We start from the raw sequence: 19,521 nt of genomic DNA, 5'->3' as shown, positions 1-19,521 counted from the left end.
CCGGCTGTTACACGAACCCTGCCGATGGCGGGGTATCAGGCCGGACGACCAATGCCGTTGCAGACGTTGGTGTTACCGACACGCTGGGCGCTGGCGGTGTTATAGAAAGTGTTGTGCACAGCGCTCTGCCAGGCAGCCGACAGTGGGATGAAGGAGTGGCTCGACACGGTAGTGTTGTTGACACCGGTGTAGTGGGCATTGAGGAAGTTGCGGATACGCAGGTTGTCACCGGCGTCCTTGTAGCACTGGCTGAAAATCAGGTTGGTGTAGCCAACGATTGGGTAGCCGGTGCTTGGGTTGGGGAAGGTCGGTACCCAATCCAGAGGGTTGGCTGGGTTCTTGCCGCTGGCTGGGTTGGTAGGTGGCAACTCAGTATCGAGGGTGATTTGCACGTTGACTTCAGTTGGCAGGAAACCATTGACTGTGGCCACCTTGGCAGCATTGTTGAACTCGGCGAAGTCAGGGCTGACGTAACCAATGGCGCCGTCATTGTTGGCTACCGCTGTCGCCACGGCACCGCTGCCGGAAGCGCCAATGTAAGTGGAGCCGGCTGGGGGGTTGGTGGCAGGGTTGAAGCCTACCGCGGTGACGAAACTGTTGCTGGCGGCAGGTACCGAAGCAGGTTTCACAGCCTTCAGGTGAGTGGTGAAGATCTCGGTGGTGCCACTGCCGTCGGTGCGATAGACAACCTTGATTGGCAAGTCAGGACCGGCCACACCGCCGGAGACCACGTTTTTCCAGTTTGTAATTTTGCCCGAGAAGATATCGGCCAACTGAGCGCTGGTGAGATTCAGCGTGGTCAGGCCAGTGACGTGGTAAGGCACGGTCACCGAAGTGGCTTCGGCCGGGATCTGAATCAAAGGACCGAAAGTGGCACGACCCTTGTCAGCGCTGTTGTTGTAAGCGGTAAGTTCAGCCGAGCTCACGATCGAGTCGCTACCGGCGTAGTCGACGTTGATGCCCGAGGCCAGGTTGAACTTGGTGGAATCATTGTTGAAGAAAGCCTGCTTGCCTGCACCGCTGCCCACGCCGATGTACGGGTTGAAGCCAGGAGTCGAGGAAGCCAGGATGCCGGTACCGGCAGTGGTGCCGTACAGGCTCTGTGGCAGAGTGGCGCCGCCACCCACAACAGCCGCCATCGATTGGGCCGAAGCCAGAGCCGCTACAGCCATGGAAGCTGCGATCATAGTGCGCTTAAACATGAAGAATCTCCTTTCGTCGTGTGTATACGGAGGTCAATGGTTCTTGCATGACGCCATGGCGCTCAGATCCTCTGCCCTGCTCTGAGAGCGTTGTGCGGGGTGAGGCCATGGCTAAGAAGTTCGCAGTTTCCGGTGACAGATAAAGGAAAAAACCTCGGGAGAAAGGCCTTGATTTTCAAAAACTTTCTCGGGTGTTCGAGGGCCCTGGCGCGGGCTTTTCAGCGCAGGTGACAGCGAGGTGTCGCGGGGCCTTTTGCCAGCTCTTGGCCAGGCGCGGCGCGGGTCTTGGGTTGGGGGCGCTGGGGGTGGTTGTGCATGACAGAACGAGGAACCCGAGTTCGGCGGATTCGGCGCTCGGGTGGGTGATTGCCGCGCAAAAAAGTTGTCGGGGCTGAGGCCATCGCGAGCAAGCTTCGCTCCTACAGAAGCCCGCGAATCCATGCACCTTTATTGCACCAGCTGATTGATCTCGATGATCGGCAGCAGCACCGCCATGACGATCACCAGCACCACCCCGCCCATGACCACGATCATCAGTGGTTCGAGCAAGGCGGTCATGCCCATGGCGCGGCGTTCGATGTCGCGGGACAGGGTTTGCGCGGCGCGTTCGAGCATGGGTGGCAGGGCGCCGGTTTTTTCGCCGCTGGCGATCAGGTGGATCAGCACCGGCGGGAAGACTTTTTCCACCCGCAGCGCGGCGGCCAGGTTGACGCCTTCGCGGACCTTGGCGGTGGCGTCGCTGACGCTCTGGCTCAGGCGGTCGTTGGACAGGGTCTGGCGCGCCGCTTCCAGGGCGCGCAGCAGCGGCACCCCGGCTCCGCCGAGGATCGCCAGGGTCGAGGCGAAGCGCGCGGTGTTCAGGCCCAGCACGAAACGCCCGATCAGCGGCAGGCGCAGCACCCGGCTGTGCCAGTTCAAGCGGGCCTGGGGGTTGCGCAGGTATATACGCCAGCTCCAGAAGCCGCCGGCCAGCACGCCGAAACACAACCAGCCCCAGGCGCGGATGAAGTCGCTGGCGTTGAGCATCGCCAGGGTCAGCCCCGGCAGATCCTGGCGCGCCTGGGAGAAGGCGCTGACCACCTGGGGCACCACGTAGCTGAGCAGGAAGATCACGATGCCCACCGAGACCAGCCCGACCACGCCGGGGTAGATGAAGGCGGTGAGGATCTTGCCGCGCAGGGTGTTGCGCTCCTCGATGTAGTCGGCCAGGCGCTCCATGACCTGGGCCAGGTCGCCCGACTCTTCGCCGGCGGCGATCAGCGCCCGGTAGATATCCGGGAAGTCCCGTGGCCGCGCCGCCAGGGCTTCGGCCAGGCGCATGCCGCTACGCACATCGGCGCGCACCGCGCTGAGGGTCTGGGCGATGTGCTTTTTTTCCGCTTGTTCGACCGTGGCGCTCAGCGCCGCCTCCAGCGGCAGGCTGGCGCCCAGCAGGCTGGCCAGCTGGCGGGTGGCCCAGGCCAGGTCGTTGTCCGACAGCTTGGCGCTGAACAGGCTCCCGCCACCGGCCTTGGGCGTGTTGCTCTCGACCTGCACCATCAGCGCCGTCAGCCCACGGCTGCGCAGCACGCCGAAAGCAGCGCTCTGGCTGTCGGCTTCCAGGTGCCCGGACTCGATCTTGCCGAGGGCGTCGGCGGCTTCGTAGCGATAACGGTTCATCAGGCGTCCCGGGTTACGCGCAGGATTTCTTCAGGGGCGGTGGCGCCGCTGCGCACCCAGCGCTCGCCGTCCTCGCGCATGCTCAACATCCCGGCGCGCCGTGCGGCGGCGCGCAGCGCCTGTTCGTCGGCGCCCTGGTGGATCAGGCTGCGAATGTCGTCGTCGATGCAGAACAGTTCGTGAATGCCGGTGCGTCCGCTGTAGCCGACCTGGTTGCAGGCCGGGCAGCCCACCGGGCGCCAGGTGCCGGGGGCGGTCGGGTCTTCTTCCTTGCAGTGCGGGCACAGCCGTCGCACCAGGCGCTGGGCCAGCACCCCGAGCATCGACGAGGCCAGCAGGAACGGCTCGACGCCCATGTCGATCAGGCGGTTGACCGCCGACACCGCGTCGTTGGTGTGCAGGGTCGCCAGCACCAGGTGGCCGGTGAGCGAAGCCTGCACGGCGATCTGTGCGGTTTCCAGGTCACGGATCTCGCCGATCATGATGATGTCCGGGTCCTGGCGCAGGATCGCGCGCAGGGCCAGGGCGAAGGTCATGTCGATCTTGGCGTTGACCTGGATCTGGCTGATGCCCGGCAGGTCGTACTCCACCGGGTCCTCGACGGTGAGGATATTGCTGGTGCTGGCGTCCAGCCGTGCCAGGGCGGCGTAGAGGCTGGTGGTCTTGCCGCTGCCGGTGGGGCCGGTGACCAGCACGATGCCGTGGGGCTGGCGGATCAGGTGGTCGAGCTTGCCCAGCACCTGGGGGTCCATGCCTAAGGTTTCCAGTTGCAGGCGCCCGGCCTGTTTATCCAGCAGACGCATCACCACCCGTTCGCCGTGCCCGGTGGGCACCGTGGACACGCGGATATCGATGGGCCGCCCGGCCACGCGCAAGGCGATGCGGCCGTCCTGGGGCAGGCGTTTTTCGGCGATGTCGAGCTGGGCCATGATCTTGATCCGCGACACTAGCGCGCCATGCAGGGCCTTGCGCGGCGAGACCACGTCGCGCAGCGTGCCGTCGACCCGGTAGCGCACCACCGAATGGCTTTCATAGGGCTCGATATGGATATCGCTGGCCTCGTCCCGCGCGGCCTGGGTCAGCAAGGCGTTGATCATGCGGATCACCGGCGCGCCGTCCTGGGTGTCCAGCAGGTCGGTGATTTCCGGGATGTCCTGCATCAGACGGTCGAGGTCGACCTCGTTCTCGGCGGCGCCGACCACCGCGGCGGCACTGCCGGTGTCGGAATAGGCGCTGGCCAGCAGGCCGTCGAGTTCTTCGTCGCGCACCCGCTCCAGCCGCGCCGGGCCGAACTGGCGACGCGCTTCGCTGATCGACCAGCCGGGGGTCGAGGGGCAGACCAGGAGTACGGCGCCCTCCTCGCCATGGCGCAGGAGGATGCGTTGGGATTTGGCCCAGGCGTAAGGGAGTTGGGGGTTCATGGGAGTAACTCCTGGGCTTGGCCGTGGGCTTGGCCTTGACCGTGTACATATCCGTTACTGCGGTCACGGCGGCTGGCGGTTCCGCCCTTACGGCGGGGTCGGGGTACATATCCGTTGCTGCGGTAACGGCCACCTAGGGTTTCGCCCTTACGGCGAGTCACTTTGAAAAGCCCAAAGTAACCAAAGGCTCTTGCCCCCAGCGTCCGGTCCTCGCTAAGGCTCGGATTCCCTCGCTCCGGTCCTGCTCCGTGGGCCGCCGCCACAGGCCATCCATGGCCTGGGGCGGCTAACCCGGCATCCCTGCCGGGTTGCCCACTGCGCAGAACCTCCACTCGGCCTCCCGACGGGGCAAGAAAATCAAAAACAACGCGAGGCGGCCTACCGGCCGGCCTGAATTTGGCGCTGATCCCTGTAGCCGCTGCCGCAGGCTGCGATCGGGCGCGCAGCGCACGCCAGGCCAGGCGGCGCGGTGTATCAGGCAGATCGAGGTGGATGGTTTTGCGTCTGCTGCGCAGCCGATCGCAGCCTGCGGCAGCGGCTACACAAGGCGCGTACAACGCGCTTGGCTTTTGATCTTGATTGGACCGCCCCTTTCCCAGAGGCCGAACGCAGGCGTTGCGCAGGGGGTAGCGCGGCAGGGATGCCGCGCTAGCCGCCCCAGGCCATGGATGGCCTGTGGCGGCGGGCCCCCGGAGCAATGCCGGAGTGAGGGCATGCCGAGCCCTAGCGAGGCACCGAATGGAGGGGCAAGACTTTTTGGTTACTTTGGGCTGGGCCGGCATTCCGGCGTTTGCCAAAAGTGACCCGCCGTAAGGGCGGAACCTCCAGCCGCCGTGACCGCAGTAACGGATATGTACCCCCACCCCGCTGTAAAAGCGAAACCCTAGGTAGCCGTTACCGCAGCAACAGATATGCCCCCCATCACCCAACGCACCAGACGCCGAGCGCATAAACGCAACAGGCGAACTCATTGCACCGGCACCGCTTTGATCCTCGCCCTCGGCGCTGGCGCCGACACCGGCACAGCCCCCGGCACCCCCTGCTCCGCCGTCGGCAATTGCGGCGCCTGCATGTCCGGCATGGCCCAGCTGCGGTCCGGCTGCAGGCCGCCCTGGGCGCGGCGCATGAAGTCGTAGCGGTTGAGGGTGATGCTGCGCCCCGCGGCGCTGTCGCGAATGATGTAGGGCCGCAGGAACACCATCAGGTTGGTCTTGTTGGTCGAGCGGCTTTCGTTGCGAAACAGCGCGCCGATCCCGGGGATAGTCGACAGCCACGGCACCGCGTTGTTGCTCTGGCTGTAGCCGTCCTGCAGCAGGCCGCCGAGGACCATGATCTGGCCGTCGTCGAGCAGGATGCTGGTGTCGATCGCGCGCTTGTTGGTCACGGTGCCGGCCTGCACCGACGCGCGCTGGTCGACGCTGCTGACCTCCTGATAGATGTCGAGCTTGACCGTGCCGCCCTCGGAAATCTGTGGCCGCACATTCAGCTTCAGGCCGACTTCTTCGCGCTGCACGGTCTGGAACGGGTTGTTGCTGTTGCCGCCACCGCCGGTGACGTAGCTGCCGGTGACGAAGGGAATGGTCTGGCCGACGAAGATGCTCGCCGCTTCGTTGTCCAGGGTCAGCAGGTTCGGGGTCGACAGCACGTTGTTCCCGCCCTTGCTCTTCAGGGCCCGGGCCAGCACCTTGAGGTCGAGGATCTTGCCGATCCCGGGGATGTCCACGGTGCCGTTGACCAGGCCGACGTTGAGGCCCTGGGGCAGCACGTCGAGGCTGGTCTTGCCGTTGAGGTTGAGGCCGCTGCCACCGAGGTTGGCGCCGCCGATGACGCCGCTGCCACCGAGATTGCCGGTCTGCCACTGCACGCCGAATTCGGCGGCGTCGTCTTCGTTGACTTCGACGATCAGGCTTTCGATCACCACCTGGGCGCGACGCTGGTCGAGCATGTCGATGACTTCGCGCAGGTTGCGGTACAGCGGTTCCGGCGCGGAAATCAGCAAGGTGTTGGTGGTGGCATCGGCCTGGATGGTCACGCCGCCGGCGCTGAAGGCGGTGTTCTGCTCGGAGGCCTGGGTGCCGCCCTGGCTGCTGCTGGAACTGCCGCCCTGGGCATAACCGCTGCCGGAACTGCTGCCGCTGCTGAGGCTGGAGCTGCCACTGGTGGAACCGCTGCCGCCGCTCTGGCCGCTGCTGGAACTGCCACCCTGGCTCATGCCGCCCATGCTGCCGAGCATGGCCCGCGCGTTGTCGCCGGTGCCGCTGTCGCTCTCGCCGGTGAGCAGGCCGCGCAGGGCCTGGGCCAGCTTGCCGGCCTGGGCGTTGCGCAAGTACACCACGTGCAGGTTGCTCGGGTTGCTCTGGGCGTTGTCCAGCTTGTAGATCAGGTTGCGCGCCAGCTCGGTGCGCTCGGGGCTGCCGGTGCGGATGATGATCGAGTTGGAACGTGGGTCGCCGACCACGCTGACCTTCTGGGTCGGGTCGGCGCCCTGGGTTTCCAGCAGCTCGGAGACCATGCCGGCGATGTCCACGGCAATGCCGTTCTGCACCGGCACCACATCGGTGTCCAGGGCGCTGGGGATGTCGATGCCTTCGATGATCTGCGCCACCCGGGTGAGGTTCTCGGCGTAGTCGGTGATGACGATGCTGTTGTTGCCCGGGTAGGCGTTGATCGGGTTGTTCGGCGACACGATCGGGCGCAGCACCGGGATCAGGTTCACCGCGTTTTCGTATTGCAGGCGGAAGGTGCGGGTCAGCATGCCGTTGGCCGACGGCTTGCCGGCGTTGTAGATCGGCCCGCCGAGCAGCTTGGCGTCGGCTTCCGGCACCACCTGGGCCACGCCGCCAACGTCCACCACGCTGAAACCCTGCATGCGCAGGGCCGCCAGCAGCATGTCGTAGGCCTGGTGGGCCGGCACTTCGCCTTCGCTGACCAGGGTCAGGTTGCCCTTGACCCGCGGGTCCACCAGGAACTGCTGGCCGGTGGAACGCGCCAGCGCCCGGACCACGGCCTGGATATCGACATCGACGAAATTCAGGCGCACCGGCTGGTCGCCCAGGGGATTGCGCACCACCGTGCTGCTGGCGGCGGGAGCACCGGGGGCGCGTCCCGCACGGCTGATCGGATGCTGGAATTTGGGACGCTGGGTCTGTTGCGCCTGGGCCCGCTCCCGCTCGGCCACCACATCGCCGCCACTGCGATTGGTCTCGCCCAGGGGCCGTCCCAGTTCGCTGTCCACCAGCAACGGTGGCTGTGGCTCCTGGTTGTGACTGCACGCCGCCAGCGCCAGGGCCAGCGGCCCCAGCAGGAGCAAGGGCAGCGCCTTGCGCGATTGGCGGGCGTAAAAAGAACCTGACCACTTCATGAAGCTTCCTTAGCGCCAAGCGCCTGATCCATGCGAACGGTTCCGGACAGTTTGCCTGCCGTGCCATCGATGTCGGCCGGCCCCGCGCGTTGCAGGCGGGCCTCCATCACTTCCAGGGAAAACTGCCGGGGATTGCCCAGCAGCCAACCGACCACGGCATCCGCCGGGGCCTCTTGAAAACTCAAGTGCCAGGCCTGGGATTCGCCCTCGCCCGCCAGCTGCAACTGGTACAGCCCCTGCAGGCCGGCGGCATCCAGGGTCTGGCGCAAGGACTGCTCCAGGCTCTGCCCCGGCTCGCCACCACGGGGCCCGCCGGCCTGGTGCAGCACCAGCTCCAGGGCTTCGGACTGGGAGCGCAGCTTGGGAATCTCGGCCTGCCAGTAATCGATCTTGTCCAGCGCCGGCTCGATCAGCACCAGCCACACCAGCAAGCCACCCAGCAGCGCCGCCGCGCCGGCCAGCAGGCGTTTCTCGCGCAGGGCCAGGCCGTTCCAGTACAGCTGCGCCTGGGCGGCCTGACGCTGCCAGCGTTGCCGGTAACGGCTGAGGTTCAGCTTATTCATCCTCGTCTTCCTCGCTGTCGTCGGCTTCCATCGGCACCGCGCCGGTCGCCGTGCCTGTGGCGGCGCGCAGGGTCCAGCCCTGGTCGCCGGGGCTGGCTTCGAGCCCGGCCTGGGTCAGCAGGCCCTGCCAGCCGCTGTCGGGCGCAGGGACACGGGTGTCGCTGAGCAGGCTCAGCTGCAATTCGCCGTTCTGATAGTTCAAACGCTCAACCCCGCCGATCACGAAGGGCATGGCATTGCTGGCCTGCAGCACCAGGCTGTTGAAGCTGTGCGGAGCGTCGCCGCTGGCCCCGCTCTGGCGCGCCGCCAGTTGCTGACGCGCCTGTTGCAGGGGGTTGAGGATCACCGGCAATTCCGGGAACACCTGCTGCACCCGTTGGCTCATCTGCGCCTTGAGCTGCTGGCCCTGGGCCGCCTGGCGCGCGGCATACAGGTTCAGGCCCAGGGTCCAGACCACCAGCGCCACCGCGCACAGCGCCGCGGCACGGCCCCAGCCCTGCTGGCGAGCGCTGTTGTCCTGCACCCCGCCGTGCAGGCCCCAGTCGGGTGCCTGGCCGGTCCATCGGCAGCTGTCCGGCAGTTGCTCCAGGGCCGCTGGCGGGGCCGTCTCCCCTATCCATTGCAGCCCGGCACCGTTGGCCAGCAACGCCTGCAAGGCGTCTTCGGGTAGCGGTTGCACACTGCCCTGTCGCGGGCTGTGGCGCAGCAACAGGTGCTGGTCTTGCAGGCAGGCGGTCAACTGGCCCGCCGTCGGCACCGGCAAGGCATAGGGCGCCGGGTACAGGCCGCGCAGTTTCAGGCCGGCCTGCTCCAGCACCTGGCCGAGCCGCGCCAGCGCCTCGCGCGGCAACCAGCTGATGTGCACCTGGCCGTCGCTGTCGCGCGGGCTGTGGGCCACGTACAGGCTGTCGCTGTGGCCGAGAATCAGCGCCTGGGCGGCACAGGCCACCGCCGCGCTGACCTTGGCCGGCGCCAGGGCCGGCAGCTCGATACTCGCCAGCAGGCTGTCCTCGGGGTGCAGGAAACACTCCACCGCCGGCGCCTTGGGCATCTGCCCCAGTTGCATCAGGCTGGCTTCGCCGGCTTCCTTGACCTGGCCTTCCTTAGCCTGGAGCCGGGCAAAGCTCACCCGGCTCTCGGCCGTCAGCGTATGCAAGGGCGGCAGGCTGACGCGCAAGCGGCTCATACGCCCACCCGCGACCAGATCACCCGGGGCATGTTGTCTTCGCTGCGGTGCAGCAAGGCCAGCAGCTTGACCCGGCGCCGCTCGCCACGGGCCTGGCCTTGCAGGCGGAACCATTCGCTGGTGATGCCGACCCGCACCGCGTCCGCCGGTACCTGCGGCATGCGCAGGCGATTGATGAAGTCACCCTGGTTGATGAACCACTGGCCGCTGTCGCGCTCGGCGATCAGCGCCTTGGCCCGTGGCAGCGCCAGCCCCGGCACGGTCGCGGCGAGCACTTCGGCGCTGGCGGTGTTGCCGTTGACCCAGGTATTGGCCGGCAGGATGGTGACAAAGGGTTGCAGGCGCGCCAGCAACTTTTCGTCGACGCCGTTCACCCCCAGCAGGTCGTCGAGACTGCGCAGCATCGGTTGCTTGGCCAGCAGCGGTTTGCGCGCGGCCTCGGGCGAAGTGTCGCGACCGCTCCGAAAACCGCTATTGACCGGCGCCGCCGTGCCTTCCCGGCTCAACTGCCGTGGGTAGGAAGCGATCACCCGCTGGCTGATGCGCTGGCCCAGGGTCGCGCTGACCCCGAGCAGCTCGCACAGGCGCTGGAAATTCTCTATCTGCAACGGGTCGAGCCGGTCATTGGCCAGCAGATTGCGCAGGTTGAACTTGCTCTGCTCGTCCTCCAGCCGCCCCTCGAACGGCCCGGCGCCCGGCCCCAGGGCCGCGAGCTGGATCGGCCGCGCCCAGTTCTGGTCGAGGCGGGTCAGCACGTCGCGCTGGCGGTCTTCCCACAGGCGCTGGCGGCTGACCTCCATGCCGCCCTGCAACTGCCAGCTGCCCTGGACCCGCAGTTGCTCGCTTTCCAGCCCGCGGGTGAACAGGGTCTGGCGGGTCAGCATGCCGCCGGCGATCACCGCCACCACGGCGGCGATCAACAAGGCGCTGATAATGGCCATGCCACGCTGTTTCGCCGCTGTCGGCGAACGGGCTGTCATGGCGGCGCTTACAACTGCCAGGAGCCGATATCGGCATTCACGCCGTCACCGTCTGGCTGGCCGTCGGCCCCCAGGGAGAACACATCCACTTCGCCGTTGGCTCCCGGGTTCAGGTAATGGTAAGGACGGCCCCAGGGGTCGTTGGGCAGGCGTTCCAGGTAGGAGCGCCAGTTGCTGTTCTTGGCATCCGCCGGGCGCTCCACCAGCACTTTCAGGCCCTGGTTCATGCTCGGGTAGGTGCCGTGGTCGAGGCGATAGAGCTTGAGGGCCTGCATCAGCCCGCCGATGTCCTGCTTGGCCGCGGTGGCCCGGGCCTGGTCCGGACGGTCGAGTACCTTGGGCACCACCATCGCGGCGAGGATCCCGAGAATGACCACCACCACCATGATCTCGATCAGGGTGAAACCGCCCTGTCCGCGTGGGCGGCGGGGCTGGAGGCGGGGCTGAAGATGAGGCTGGGGGTGTGACGTGAAGCGCACGACATCCATCTCGACGTTCCTTGGCTTGATTTCGATTCGTCGCGCAGTGTTACAAGAAAATATGTCAGTGATATTGACGTTGCTCGGGAGCGTCCGTAGCCAATCGGTCAAATTTGCCATGTAGCCTGCAAGCCTCCATTTGCGCCACGAGACGTCCATGCCGGGGCCACGCCAGCCACTACTCAAACGACCCGCCGGACCGCCAGCCGCTAAACAGCGGGGTTTCACCCTGATCGAGGTGCTGGTGGCGCTGGCGATCATCGCCGTGGCCATGTCGGCGGCGATCCGCGTGGCCGGCTTGATGACCCAGAGCAATGGTTTGTTGCGGGATAAATCCATCGCCTTGCTGGCGGCCCAGTCGCGCCTGGCGGAGCTGCGCCTGGAAGGCCGCCTGCCGCCCGGGACCAAAAACATCGAATGCGACCAGGGCCGGCTCAAGCTGCGCTGCGAACAGAACATCGCCCCCAGCGCCGACCCACGGCTGTCCCGGGTCAGCGTGCGGGTCCTCGACCGCAGCCGCGAAGCCCCGCCCCTGGCGCGCCTGGATACCCTGGTCGCGCGCACACCGAAAAACCCCAATCGTTAACAGGCTTGCTCGCGATCCAGGCAACGCGGATTGCCCGACCACCGCCATCGCGCGCAAGCGGCGCGCCTACAGATGGCAGGCTGGCGCGGCGCGTCGGTTACCGCTGTCGCCTCACTGCCGGGTCAGCACCGGCAACGCCGGGCTTTCCGGCAACTTGCTGACATCCAGCCGCGAGCGCTCGCCGCCGCGCTCGATCACCACCCCGTCGCCCTCGATGGCCACCAGTTGCACGCCCTGGGCCAGGCGCTCGCCCACCAGGAAGCTGCACGGCGGCGCGTCGTTGAGGCTGAGGATCGCCACCGCACCGCGGGGGCTGGCCATCAACCCGGTGACCTTGATGTCCAGCGCCAGCGGCTGGTTGGAAAACCACTGCTGCGCCGGGCTCTGGGCCTGGGCGGCCAAGGCTTGCGGCGGCGCCTGCGGGGTGCGCGACTCGGCGGGGGTCAAAAGCAGCGACGACCAGGTCGCCACCCCGGCCACGATCGCCAGCAGGGCCACGGACTGCACCAGCTGCGGCGGGGAAAATCGATGGACGAATGCCATGGCAAGGACCTCCTGTTTGTCCGTCTTCGCAGCCTAGCGCGCAATGGTCACGTTTTTATTTCACATTCGCCGGGCAGGATGAAAACCGACGCACAGGAGCGCGCCCCATGACCCCATCCCGACAACAGGGCTTCACCCTGATCGAGCTGATGGTGGTTCTGGTGATCATCGGGATCGCCAGCGCCGCCATCAGCCTGAGCATCCGCCCCGACCCGCTGCAGGGCCTGCGCCAGGATGCCGAGCGCCTGGCGCAGTTGCTCCAGGTGGCCCAGGCCGAGGCCCGCGTGGATGGCCGGCCCATCAGTTGGCGGGCGGATGCCAAGGGTTTCGCCTTCAGCCGGCCCAGCGACGACGGCCGCGGCCTCGATCAGTTCAAGGACGACCCGCAACTGCGCCCGCGGCCCTGGGAAAGCCCGACGATCAAAGTGCGCATCGAGCCCGGCCCGCGGCTGGTGCTCAACGGCGAATGGATAGACGCGCCGCTGCAGGTGCAACTGTCCGACGGCCGGCACAGCCTGACGGTGCAACGCACCGCCACAGGCGTGGTCCGGGTGGTGGCACAGCCATGAGGGCGCGGACCAACCAGCGCCAAGGCGGCTTTACCCTGATCGAGGTGATGGTGGCGATCCTGCTGATGGCGGTGGTCAGCGTGATCGCCTGGCGCGGGCTGGACAGCGTCAGCCGGGCCGACAGCCATTTGCAGGCCAGCAGCGCGCAGACCGAGGAACTGCTGCGCACCCTGCACCAGCTGGAACGGGACGTGGCGCTGCGGGCCAGTGTCGAACTGATGGAGCCGGTGCCGGCCGGGGCCGATGCCGAAGCCGTCGATGTGCCGGCGGCCCTCACCGTGCGCAGCGCCGACGGCGGCACCTTCCGCCTGGATGTGATCCGCAGCTCGGCGACGCCCGGCGAGGGCCTGCAACGGGTGCGCTGGTGGCTCAAGGGCGACACCCTGTACCGCGCGGCGGCGCCGGCCCGCGATCGTTATCCGCTGCCCGCGCCGAAAAACGGCGTGGCGGTGCTGGAGCATGTCAGCGACTTGCAACTGCGGGTCTGGGATCGGGACAAGGGCTGGCGCCAGCTCAGCGGCAACCGCAAGGAAAACCCGCCAGGCCTGGAGATCCGCCTGGTGCGGCAGACGCCCCAGGGCGAAGAGCGTTACCGTCAGGTGCTGGGGCCGTTGGAATGATTGCCGCGTCGAGCTGGACGCCGTACCTGTAGCCGCTGCCGAGCCCGCGAGGCTGCGCCCGAGGACGAAGTCCTCGCCAAACCTGAGCACGCGGTTTTCCAGGAAAACTGGATTGCCCGGTTTACGACCGCTGCGCGGTCGATCGCAGCCTCGCTGCGCTCGGCAGCGGCTACAGAAACTCACGCCCCCGTCGAAATGGAGGCTTGCCCGCGATCCAGGCCACGCGGGTTGTCTGCACGGACGCTATCGCGAGCAAGCTTCGCTCCTACAGACCAGGTGCCACATCTCAGCTCAACAACACCACGCCGCCCGGCAATTCGGTGCACTTGGCGCCGTAGGCGTCGCGGATCAGCAACGCCACGCCGGCCAGCTGGTTGAGGTTGAAACGCGCCTGCACCTTGCGCTTGCCCAGCTCGGCGTTGAGCAGCACCAGCATGCCCGGACGGTAGCGGTTGATCTCGTCGATCACCGTGTTGAGGGTGGCGTTGTCGAACACCAGCACCTGCTCGCGCCAGGCGATCACCGCCGTCGGGTCCACCGCCGTCGGCTCGCCGACCTGGCGGCTGTCGTAGGTCAGCTGGCGACCGCTGTCCAGGCGGATCAGCCGGCCCGCGACCTCGACCTGCAGCGCGCCATCGATGCAGGTCACGCAGACACTGTGGTTGGTATTGCGCACGTTGAAGCGCGCCCGGGAGGCGCTCAGCCAGCCGTTGCCGGCCTGGACTCGCACCGGCAGCGCGCTCTGGCTCAACACCTCGACCTCGCCTTCGAGCAGTTCGATGCCCTGCCCGCCGTCGGCCAGTTCGCGCCGGCTGATGCGGGTCTGGGTGTTGAGTTCCAGGCTCAGCCCGTCCTCCAGTTCGACCCGGCGCTGCTCGCCGACCTCGGTGCGGTAGTCGGCGCCCAGCCCGGCAAAACCGCCGGGCACCGAGACCCGCACCGCCACCAGGGCCACCGAGGCCGCCAGCGCCCCACCGAGAAAGGCCCGGCGGCCGAAGCGCCGCGGCTGGGCCTGTTGCTGGCAGTGTTCGGCGGCCGGCTTCAGGCTGTGCCACAGCACCTTGGCCTGCTCGAAGGCCTCGGCATGCTGCGGGCTCTGCGCGCACCACTGCTGCAAGGCCCGGGCGTCGGCCGCGGTGGCCCGCCCCGAGGTCAGCAGGAGCAGCCAGTCCTGGGCCTCGTTGCGCAGCCGGTGGTCCGGTGTCGCCCGAGAAGTGGAGATACTAAAGATGTTCAAGCGTGCGGGTACTCACGGATTAATCGGGGCCTTTAGTGACTAGGACGGTTTTCCGGCGCCGGGACCGAACCGCTGAATCACTTTTCTTTCAAGACGCGAGGCGCAGTGGCCCAGGGCAGCCTTGATTTCCTTCTCGACCATCCGTGTCGAAATGCCGAAGCGCTGGGAGATTTCCAGGTGCGGCGCCTCCTCCAGGCGCGCGGCGATAAAGATCTTGCGGCGGCGCGCCGGCAGTTCGTAGAGCGCCTTGAGCAGCGACTGGATTTCCTTCTGCCCGCCCACCACCCGCGACGGGTCCAGGGCCTCGTCGCTGACCTGCAGCAGTTCCTCGACCTCGCTGCCGGTGAGCAGCCGGGCATCGGCCTCGCGGCGGTCGGCGGCGATGTTCAGGGCCATGCGATAGAGGTAGGCATTGGGCTGGGCGAGGTTCGGCGGCTCCTCCATGCGGTCGACCCGCAGGTAGGTTTCGTGCAGCACATCGTTGGCCAGATCCTCCGAGCCCAGGCGCCGGCGCAGACGCACCTTGAAGTCGTCGTAGGAGGTCAGGAACAACCTGACCATCGCACTGTGCCCGGTATTCTTCATGCCCCGGAGGCTCCCTGGCGTTGTCTGCAATCCATGCGTTTTCCTGCGCTGTCGGGTATCAGAAGCAAGGTCACTGGCTGGCGCAGCGAACTTGGCGCGGGTCGTTCGACCCAGGTTTCGCTGAGGCTCTGCACCAGTGCCTCGTCGCGCCGCAGATCGCCGGTGGTGGTTGCCAGGCGGCTGTGCTCGATATGCCCGCCGCGGTCGATCCACAGTTGCAGCACCGCGCGATAACGCCCCGGCCGGGTCAGTTCCGAACGGCACAGGCCGGCCTCCACCGCGCGTTGCAGCGCACTGGCGAAACTGTCGCTGGCCCAGGCCCCGGCACTGCCGCCCGTCCCCTTGGAGGCAGGTGCATCGCTGAGCTGGGCGACTTGCAAGGTAAAGGCATCGGAGCGGGCGTAACGGGCCATCAAACCACTTCCTGTCAGCAGGCGACTCAGGGCGTCCCGGGCGCTGTAGCGCCCCTGGACCCGTACCGAGCGACGCCCTCGGGTCAGCTCGCGGTCCACCAGCACCGCCATCCCGGTCGAGCGGCTGAACAGTTCCAGCGCTTCGGCCAGGTCTTGCGCGGCGATGTCCAGGTCCAGCAGCCGGTGCGAATCCACCATCGGCGGCGCGGGTTGCGCCGCCCGCAACCCGCCCGAGGCGGCCAGCGCCAACAGCAGCGCAAGCCCCCAGCGCGCGAACACCGCGTGAAAGAAAGACCGATACCCGACCTTTGCTCGGCGTCGCTGCACGGCTACCTGTCCCTGAAAACCGTCATCCTGAGGCCAGTTTATGAACCTGATGTGACGGTGCCCGCAAAAAAACCATCACCTTTGCGCCACCCGCCTTGCTTTACACTCAAGGACCGCAACGGCCCCTCCCGGGCCCGCCAGGAGGCCCCCGATGAAACAGCTTCGCACCCTTGTCGCCAGCCTGATGCTCGGTGCCCTGCCGCTGGCCGGCCACGCCGCCACGCCCGTCGAAGCGCCCGCCGCCGCTCCCGGCAAAACGCCCACGGAGGGGTGTATCGATGTCAGCGTGGGTGGCTACAAGGCCCCGGACTACGGTTGCCTGAGCCAGCAGATGGGCAACAACCCCGACGGCGCCAAGGCCGGGCAGAAGAACCAGGAAGCCCTGCAGGTGCCGATCCACAAACGCCCGCCGAACCAGATGGGCCTGGCCACCCCGGCGGCCACCAGCACGCGGATGGGCAATACCTTCGGCACCTCGGTGAAGCCGCAGCGGCCTTGAGGTTGTGTGTTCGGGCCCTGTCGCGAGCAGCCGTTTGCCGAACATTGGCTGGCGTGGATGGAAAAGGAATCCGGGCTAGACGCTGGGCTGTTGGCGGAACGCCACGGCCAGGCGGTTCCAGCAGTTGATCGCCGCCACCGCGACCGTCAGGTCGACCAGCTCACGCTCGCTGAATTCGCCGCGCACGGCCTGGAACAACGCATCCGGCACCGCGGACTCGGACAACAGGGTCACCGACTCGCTCCAGGCCAGCGCCGAGCGTTCCCGCGGGCTGAACAACGCCGAATCGCGCCACACGCCGAGGGCGTATAGGCGCCGCTCGCTCTCGCCGTTCTGGCGCGCCTGCACCGCGTGCATGTCGGCGCAGAACGCGCAGTGGTTGAGTTGCGAGACGCGGATCTTGACCAGCTCCAGCAGGGGTTTCTCGATGGACAGGTCGAAGCTTTGTGCCTCGAGCATCAACAGGCCCTTGAGGGCTTCCGGCGAGGCGCTGTAGTAATCCAGGCGGGGTTCCATCGAGAGTCACCCTGAGCGTGTGTTGGTGTTCCCTAGCCTAAGGTCCGCGTCGGCCTGCCCCTATAGCCAATCCGGGGGTTTATCGGCAGTCCACCGGGGGCCGTGTCGGATTCAATACCGCCGAAGCCCTTCGGGCTTATCGTCCGAACGCGGCCCGAGCCTGCGGCAGCGGCTACAGGGTTCGACGCGGCCTTCGAACCAGGCGGTGTAGCCGCTGCCGCAGGCTGCGATCGCGTACGCAGTACGCGCCAGGATGTCAGGCCAATCCCGATACCAGGCCGCTACACCAAACCCCACCGGGCGGGTAATCTGGCGGGCACTGATCGTTTTGGAATGTCATCGATGGAACTGCATGTCGTCATCAACGGGCGCAAGGACCTGGCCGACCAGCTGTATCGGCAACTGCGCGACGCCATCGAGTGCGGGCGGCTGGCGGCGGGCGCGCAATTGCCGCCGAGCCGCCTGCTGGCCGAGCAACTGGGGATCTCGCGCAAGACGGTGTCGGACACCTACAGCCTGCTGACCTACGAGAACTTCCTGATCGGCCGGATCGGCCGCGGCACCTTCGTCAATGCCCGGCCGGTGAAGGCCGAACCCAAGCAGAGCGCCGGCGACCTGGCCTGCGCACAGAGCCTGGAAAAATGGCGCGAGCTGCCCTCGCCCCTGCGCCATCCGACCCTGGAAGGCACCTCGCGCTACGAGTTCATCGGCGGCGCCACCAGCCGCAATCAGTTCCCCCAGGAAGAGTGGCGGCGCTGCACCCAGGACGCCCTGCGGCGAATCGCCCAGAGCGGCGGCTTCTACAGCCAGCCGGAAGGCCTGCCGGCGCTGCGCAATGCGATTGCCGGGCATGTCTCGTTCTCGCGCGGCGTGGTCTGCAGCGACGCCGACATCGTGGTCTGCAACGGCGCGCAACAAGCCCTGGACCTGATCGCCCGGGTGGTGCTCGAACCCGGCAGCCTGGTGGCCATGGAAGACCCCGGCTACACCCCGGCGCGCCTGCTGTTCAGTGCCCAGGGCGCGACGGTGATCGGTGTGCCGGTGGACGACCAGGGCCTCCAGGTCGAGCGGATTCCCGATGGCGTGCGGCTGATCTACGTCACCCCGTCCCACCAGTTCCCCCTGGGCATGCCCATGAGCCCGGCCCGTCGCGAGGCCCTGCTGCAGCGGGCGCGAGAGCTGGGGGCGATCGTCATCGAGGACGATTACGACAGCGACTTCCGCTACGAGGGGCGCCCCACCGACTCCCTGCAAAGCCTGGATAAGCGCGGCGTGGTGGCCTATGTCGGGACCTTCTCGAAGACCATGCTGCCGCAGCTGCGCCTGGGCTACGCGGTGCTGCCACCGGCGATCCTCGGCGCGGTGATCAAGGCCAAGCGCCTCACCGACTGCCACACCTCGACCCTGCCACAATGGGCGCTGGCCAAGTTCATCGCCGAGGGTTACCTGCTCAAGCACATCCGCCGCTGCCACACGGTGTACGCCGGGCGCCGCGAACGCATCCTGCAGCGCCTGAGCGGCGACCTCTCGCCCTGGCTGCAGGCGGTGCCGTCCACCGCCGGCTTCCACATGGCGGCGCTGTGCAAGGTGCCGGTGAACATCCCGCTGTTGCTGGAGCTGGCGAAGAAGGTCGAGGTCGGGCTCTACCCGCTGCACGGCTTCTATTATCAGGAGCCGGCCAGGGACGGGCTGTTCATCGGCTTTGGCGCCATCGAGACCCTGGACATCGACCCGGCTCTGGACAAGGTGCGCGACATCCTGCAACAGATCGCCTGATTGGCCCCGGGCTTTTCCCGGGGATTGGTTATTTTTGTTGCAATCTTGCGGCCCTATTCTGAGCCTCCAGCAAACACCGTGACTGCAACTGCGATCTTGAGATCCTGCACCTGCTCCGTCGGAGTGCCGCCCAAGCCGATCGCAGCCTGCGGCAGCGGCTACAGGTCGCGGAGGGTTCTAGATGTCCAGTCCAGCCATCAATATCGTGCAAATCAGGGCCGCCCAGGGCCGTTCGGAGGAGCTTGGCCAGCAGTTGACCACGCTTCTCGCCGCCCTGCGCGAGGCTCCCGGTTGCCTGGCGTACAGCGCCCAGTGCAACACAGCGGACTCGCACCGCTGGACCGTAAGCGGCCAGTGGCGCTCGGCGGCCGAGATGCAGGCGCATTTCCATCTGCCGGCGGCCCAGGGTTTCATCGACCTGCTGGACCGCCGCCTGGCCTGCGCCCTCGACTTCGAACACTGAGGCATTGGTCTGCCGTTCTTTGCCGGGATTGGTTATAGGCCGGTCGCGCCAGCGGGCTTACCTTGAGCCGGCCCCTTTCGCACCGGAGAAACCGACCATGAAGGCCCGCGCTGCCCTGACCTGCGCCCTCGCCGGCCTGGCCCTGCTCACCTCCCTGGGCGCCGTCGCCCATGACCCGGAGTACGGCCAGGAAAAAACCAGGATCCTGCAGGAACATGCCTTGAACAACCTGCCGGGCAAGACCGCGCTGATGCTCACCGTCGACTACGCACCGGGCCAGGCCACGGTGCCGCACATGCACAAGGGCGCGGCCCTGGCCTATGTGCTCGAAGGCGAGATCACCTCGCGGGTCAACGACGAACCGGCCATCACCTACAAGGCAGGCCAATCCTGGTACGAACCGGCCGGCTCGCAGCACCCGGTGTCGGCCAACGCCAGCGCCAGCAAACCCGCCAGGCTGCTGGTGTTCATGCTCAAGGACGCCAAGGACGAAGTACTGACGCCGCTGAAGCAGTAAGCGCCTGGCAGCAGATACT

The 19,521-nt window shown here is 67.0% G+C and carries 20 protein-coding genes; 7 read left to right on the top strand and 13 right to left on the bottom strand.

Going from position 1 to position 19,521, the window contains the following annotated elements; translation table 11 throughout:
* Positions 1 to 35: 35 nt before the first annotated feature.
* The 8 genes from C4K27_RS14470 to gspG all read right to left on the bottom strand — a co-directional run bounded on the left by C4K27_RS14470 (position 36) and on the right by gspG (position 10,860).
* Positions 36 to 1,202 (bottom strand): substrate-binding domain-containing protein, encoded by a 1,167-nt coding sequence (locus C4K27_RS14470; RefSeq protein WP_053260964.1) that lies wholly within the window; start codon positions 1,200 to 1,202, stop codon positions 36 to 38.
* A 447-nt stretch (positions 1,203 to 1,649) separates the two neighbouring features.
* Positions 1,650 to 2,861, bottom strand: a complete 1,212-nt coding sequence (gene gspF / locus C4K27_RS14465; RefSeq protein WP_053260963.1) for a type II secretion system inner membrane protein GspF — start codon at positions 2,859 to 2,861, stop codon at positions 1,650 to 1,652.
* Entirely contained in the window at positions 2,861 to 4,282 is a 1,422-nt protein-coding gene (gene gspE / locus C4K27_RS14460; RefSeq protein ID WP_007928981.1) for a type II secretion system ATPase GspE, read from the bottom strand. Before gspE ends, gspF begins: the two co-directional genes overlap by 1 nt.
* Before the next feature lie 967 nt (positions 4,283 to 5,249).
* Positions 5,250 to 7,643, bottom strand: coding sequence for a type II secretion system secretin GspD (gspD, locus tag C4K27_RS14450; protein ID WP_053260962.1), 2,394 nt, complete (start codon positions 7,641 to 7,643; stop codon positions 5,250 to 5,252).
* Positions 7,640 to 8,206, bottom strand: coding sequence for a type II secretion system protein M (gene gspM, locus C4K27_RS14445; protein ID WP_053260961.1), 567 nt, complete (start codon positions 8,204 to 8,206; stop codon positions 7,640 to 7,642). Before gspM ends, gspD begins: the two co-directional genes overlap by 4 nt.
* Positions 8,199 to 9,392 carry a type II secretion system protein GspL gene (gene gspL / locus C4K27_RS14440; RefSeq protein ID WP_053260960.1) on the bottom strand — a complete coding sequence of 398 codons (1,194 nt, stop codon included), beginning with the start codon at positions 9,390 to 9,392 and terminating at the stop codon, positions 8,199 to 8,201. Before gspL ends, gspM begins: the two co-directional genes overlap by 8 nt.
* A complete protein-coding gene (gene gspK, locus C4K27_RS14435; protein ID WP_053260959.1) occupies positions 9,389 to 10,372 on the bottom strand; it encodes a type II secretion system minor pseudopilin GspK in 984 nt (327 codons plus the stop codon). The genes gspL and gspK overlap by 4 nt, the downstream gene beginning before the upstream one ends.
* 8 nt (positions 10,373 to 10,380) lie before the next feature.
* Complete coding sequence (gene gspG / locus C4K27_RS14430) at positions 10,381 to 10,860, bottom strand: type II secretion system major pseudopilin GspG (RefSeq protein ID WP_016704695.1); 480 nt, start codon at positions 10,858 to 10,860, stop codon at positions 10,381 to 10,383.
* A 148-nt stretch (positions 10,861 to 11,008) separates the two neighbouring features.
* Between gspG and gspI the strand changes: the two genes are divergently transcribed.
* Complete coding sequence (gspI, locus tag C4K27_RS14425; protein ID WP_053260958.1) at positions 11,009 to 11,437, top strand: type II secretion system minor pseudopilin GspI; 429 nt, start codon at positions 11,009 to 11,011, stop codon at positions 11,435 to 11,437.
* Positions 11,438 to 11,548: 111 nt separating this feature from the next.
* Here gspI and C4K27_RS14420 read toward each other — a convergent pair whose 3' ends face one another.
* On the bottom strand, positions 11,549 to 11,980 hold the full coding sequence (locus C4K27_RS14420; protein ID WP_053260957.1) for a type II secretion system protein N: 432 nt from the start codon (positions 11,978 to 11,980) through the stop codon (positions 11,549 to 11,551).
* Between the two features lie 107 nt (positions 11,981 to 12,087).
* On the opposite strand from C4K27_RS14420, the gene gspH reads away from it, so the two are divergent.
* Both gspH and C4K27_RS14410 read left to right on the top strand, forming a co-directional pair.
* Entirely contained in the window at positions 12,088 to 12,549 is a 462-nt protein-coding gene (gspH, locus tag C4K27_RS14415; RefSeq protein WP_053260956.1) for a type II secretion system minor pseudopilin GspH, read from the top strand.
* Positions 12,546 to 13,169: a type II secretion system protein GspJ gene (locus tag C4K27_RS14410; RefSeq protein WP_053260955.1), complete on the top strand. Its 624-nt coding sequence runs from the start codon at positions 12,546 to 12,548 to the stop codon at positions 13,167 to 13,169. The genes gspH and C4K27_RS14410 overlap by 4 nt, the downstream gene beginning before the upstream one ends.
* A gap of 286 nt (positions 13,170 to 13,455) precedes the next feature.
* Here the strand turns inward: C4K27_RS14410 and C4K27_RS14405 are convergent, their stop codons facing one another.
* From C4K27_RS14405 to C4K27_RS14395, 3 genes are read right to left on the bottom strand one after another with little or no spacing between them, the layout of a single operon-like run.
* A complete protein-coding gene (locus tag C4K27_RS14405; protein WP_053260954.1) occupies positions 13,456 to 14,406 on the bottom strand; it encodes a FecR family protein in 951 nt (316 codons plus the stop codon).
* A 39-nt stretch (positions 14,407 to 14,445) separates the two neighbouring features.
* A complete protein-coding gene (locus tag C4K27_RS14400; RefSeq protein ID WP_009043644.1) occupies positions 14,446 to 14,991 on the bottom strand; it encodes an RNA polymerase sigma factor in 546 nt (181 codons plus the stop codon).
* On the bottom strand, positions 14,988 to 15,602 hold the full coding sequence (locus C4K27_RS14395) for an STN domain-containing protein (RefSeq protein ID WP_081002273.1): 615 nt from the start codon (positions 15,600 to 15,602) through the stop codon (positions 14,988 to 14,990). The genes C4K27_RS14400 and C4K27_RS14395 overlap by 4 nt, the downstream gene beginning before the upstream one ends.
* Positions 15,603 to 15,882: 280 nt before the next feature.
* On the opposite strand from C4K27_RS14395, the gene C4K27_RS14390 reads away from it, so the two are divergent.
* On the top strand, positions 15,883 to 16,230 hold the full coding sequence (locus C4K27_RS14390) for a hypothetical protein (protein WP_053260953.1): 348 nt from the start codon (positions 15,883 to 15,885) through the stop codon (positions 16,228 to 16,230).
* Between the two features lie 75 nt (positions 16,231 to 16,305).
* On the opposite strand, the gene C4K27_RS14385 is transcribed toward C4K27_RS14390, so the two are convergent.
* Positions 16,306 to 16,746 carry a carboxymuconolactone decarboxylase family protein gene (locus tag C4K27_RS14385; RefSeq protein ID WP_007925797.1) on the bottom strand — a complete coding sequence of 147 codons (441 nt, stop codon included), beginning with the start codon at positions 16,744 to 16,746 and terminating at the stop codon, positions 16,306 to 16,308.
* 342 nt (positions 16,747 to 17,088) lie between these two features.
* Between C4K27_RS14385 and pdxR the strand changes: the two genes are divergently transcribed.
* From pdxR to C4K27_RS14370, 3 genes are all read left to right on the top strand, one after another.
* Positions 17,089 to 18,522: a MocR-like pyridoxine biosynthesis transcription factor PdxR gene (gene pdxR, locus C4K27_RS14380; RefSeq protein ID WP_053260952.1), complete on the top strand. Its 1,434-nt coding sequence runs from the start codon at positions 17,089 to 17,091 to the stop codon at positions 18,520 to 18,522.
* 181 nt (positions 18,523 to 18,703) lie between these two features.
* The gene (locus C4K27_RS14375) at positions 18,704 to 18,985 is read left to right on the top strand and encodes an antibiotic biosynthesis monooxygenase family protein (protein ID WP_053260951.1); all 282 of its coding nucleotides are present in this window, start codon (positions 18,704 to 18,706) and stop codon (positions 18,983 to 18,985) included.
* 97 nt (positions 18,986 to 19,082) lie between these two features.
* Positions 19,083 to 19,502, top strand: a complete 420-nt coding sequence (locus C4K27_RS14370) for a cupin domain-containing protein (RefSeq protein WP_053260950.1) — start codon at positions 19,083 to 19,085, stop codon at positions 19,500 to 19,502.
* Positions 19,503 to 19,521: the final 19 nt, after the last annotated feature.

Origin of the sequence: Pseudomonas chlororaphis subsp. chlororaphis, from assembly GCF_003945765.1 — a bacterium.
In the GTDB taxonomy this organism is placed as follows: Bacteria; Pseudomonadota; Gammaproteobacteria; order Pseudomonadales; family Pseudomonadaceae; genus Aquipseudomonas; species Aquipseudomonas chlororaphis.
Note: the sequence above shows the minus strand (reverse complement) of the source record. Positions and strands in the feature narration are given on the sequence as shown.

What these genes read in the sequence shown, in the direction of transcription:
- C4K27_RS14470 (WP_053260964.1), bottom strand. Translation starts at nt 1,202, where the DNA reads ATGTTTAAGCGCACTATGATCGCAGCTTCCATGGCTGTAGCGGCTCTG.
- gspF (WP_053260963.1), bottom strand. Translation starts at nt 2,861, where the DNA reads ATGAACCGTTATCGCTACGAAGCCGCCGACGCCCTCGGCAAGATCGAG.
- gspE (WP_007928981.1), bottom strand. Translation starts at nt 4,282, where the DNA reads ATGAACCCCCAACTCCCTTACGCCTGGGCCAAATCCCAACGCATCCTC.
- gspD (WP_053260962.1), bottom strand. Translation starts at nt 7,643, where the DNA reads ATGAAGTGGTCAGGTTCTTTTTACGCCCGCCAATCGCGCAAGGCGCTG.
- gspM (WP_053260961.1), bottom strand. Translation starts at nt 8,206, where the DNA reads ATGAATAAGCTGAACCTCAGCCGTTACCGGCAACGCTGGCAGCGTCAG.
- gspL (WP_053260960.1), bottom strand. Translation starts at nt 9,392, where the DNA reads ATGAGCCGCTTGCGCGTCAGCCTGCCGCCCTTGCATACGCTGACGGCC.
- gspK (WP_053260959.1), bottom strand. Translation starts at nt 10,372, where the DNA reads ATGACAGCCCGTTCGCCGACAGCGGCGAAACAGCGTGGCATGGCCATT.
- gspG (WP_016704695.1), bottom strand. Translation starts at nt 10,860, where the DNA reads ATGGATGTCGTGCGCTTCACGTCACACCCCCAGCCTCATCTTCAGCCC.
- gspI (WP_053260958.1), top strand. Translation starts at nt 11,009, where the DNA reads ATGCCGGGGCCACGCCAGCCACTACTCAAACGACCCGCCGGACCGCCA.
- C4K27_RS14420 (WP_053260957.1), bottom strand. Translation starts at nt 11,980, where the DNA reads ATGGCATTCGTCCATCGATTTTCCCCGCCGCAGCTGGTGCAGTCCGTG.
- gspH (WP_053260956.1), top strand. Translation starts at nt 12,088, where the DNA reads ATGACCCCATCCCGACAACAGGGCTTCACCCTGATCGAGCTGATGGTG.
- C4K27_RS14410 (WP_053260955.1), top strand. Translation starts at nt 12,546, where the DNA reads ATGAGGGCGCGGACCAACCAGCGCCAAGGCGGCTTTACCCTGATCGAG.
- C4K27_RS14400 (WP_009043644.1), bottom strand. Translation starts at nt 14,991, where the DNA reads ATGAAGAATACCGGGCACAGTGCGATGGTCAGGTTGTTCCTGACCTCC.
- C4K27_RS14395 (WP_081002273.1), bottom strand. Translation starts at nt 15,602, where the DNA reads ATGGTGGATTCGCACCGGCTGCTGGACCTGGACATCGCCGCGCAAGAC.
- C4K27_RS14390 (WP_053260953.1), top strand. Translation starts at nt 15,883, where the DNA reads ATGAAACAGCTTCGCACCCTTGTCGCCAGCCTGATGCTCGGTGCCCTG.
- C4K27_RS14385 (WP_007925797.1), bottom strand. Translation starts at nt 16,746, where the DNA reads ATGGAACCCCGCCTGGATTACTACAGCGCCTCGCCGGAAGCCCTCAAG.
- pdxR (WP_053260952.1), top strand. Translation starts at nt 17,089, where the DNA reads ATGGAACTGCATGTCGTCATCAACGGGCGCAAGGACCTGGCCGACCAG.
- C4K27_RS14375 (WP_053260951.1), top strand. Translation starts at nt 18,704, where the DNA reads ATGTCCAGTCCAGCCATCAATATCGTGCAAATCAGGGCCGCCCAGGGC.
- C4K27_RS14370 (WP_053260950.1), top strand. Translation starts at nt 19,083, where the DNA reads ATGAAGGCCCGCGCTGCCCTGACCTGCGCCCTCGCCGGCCTGGCCCTG.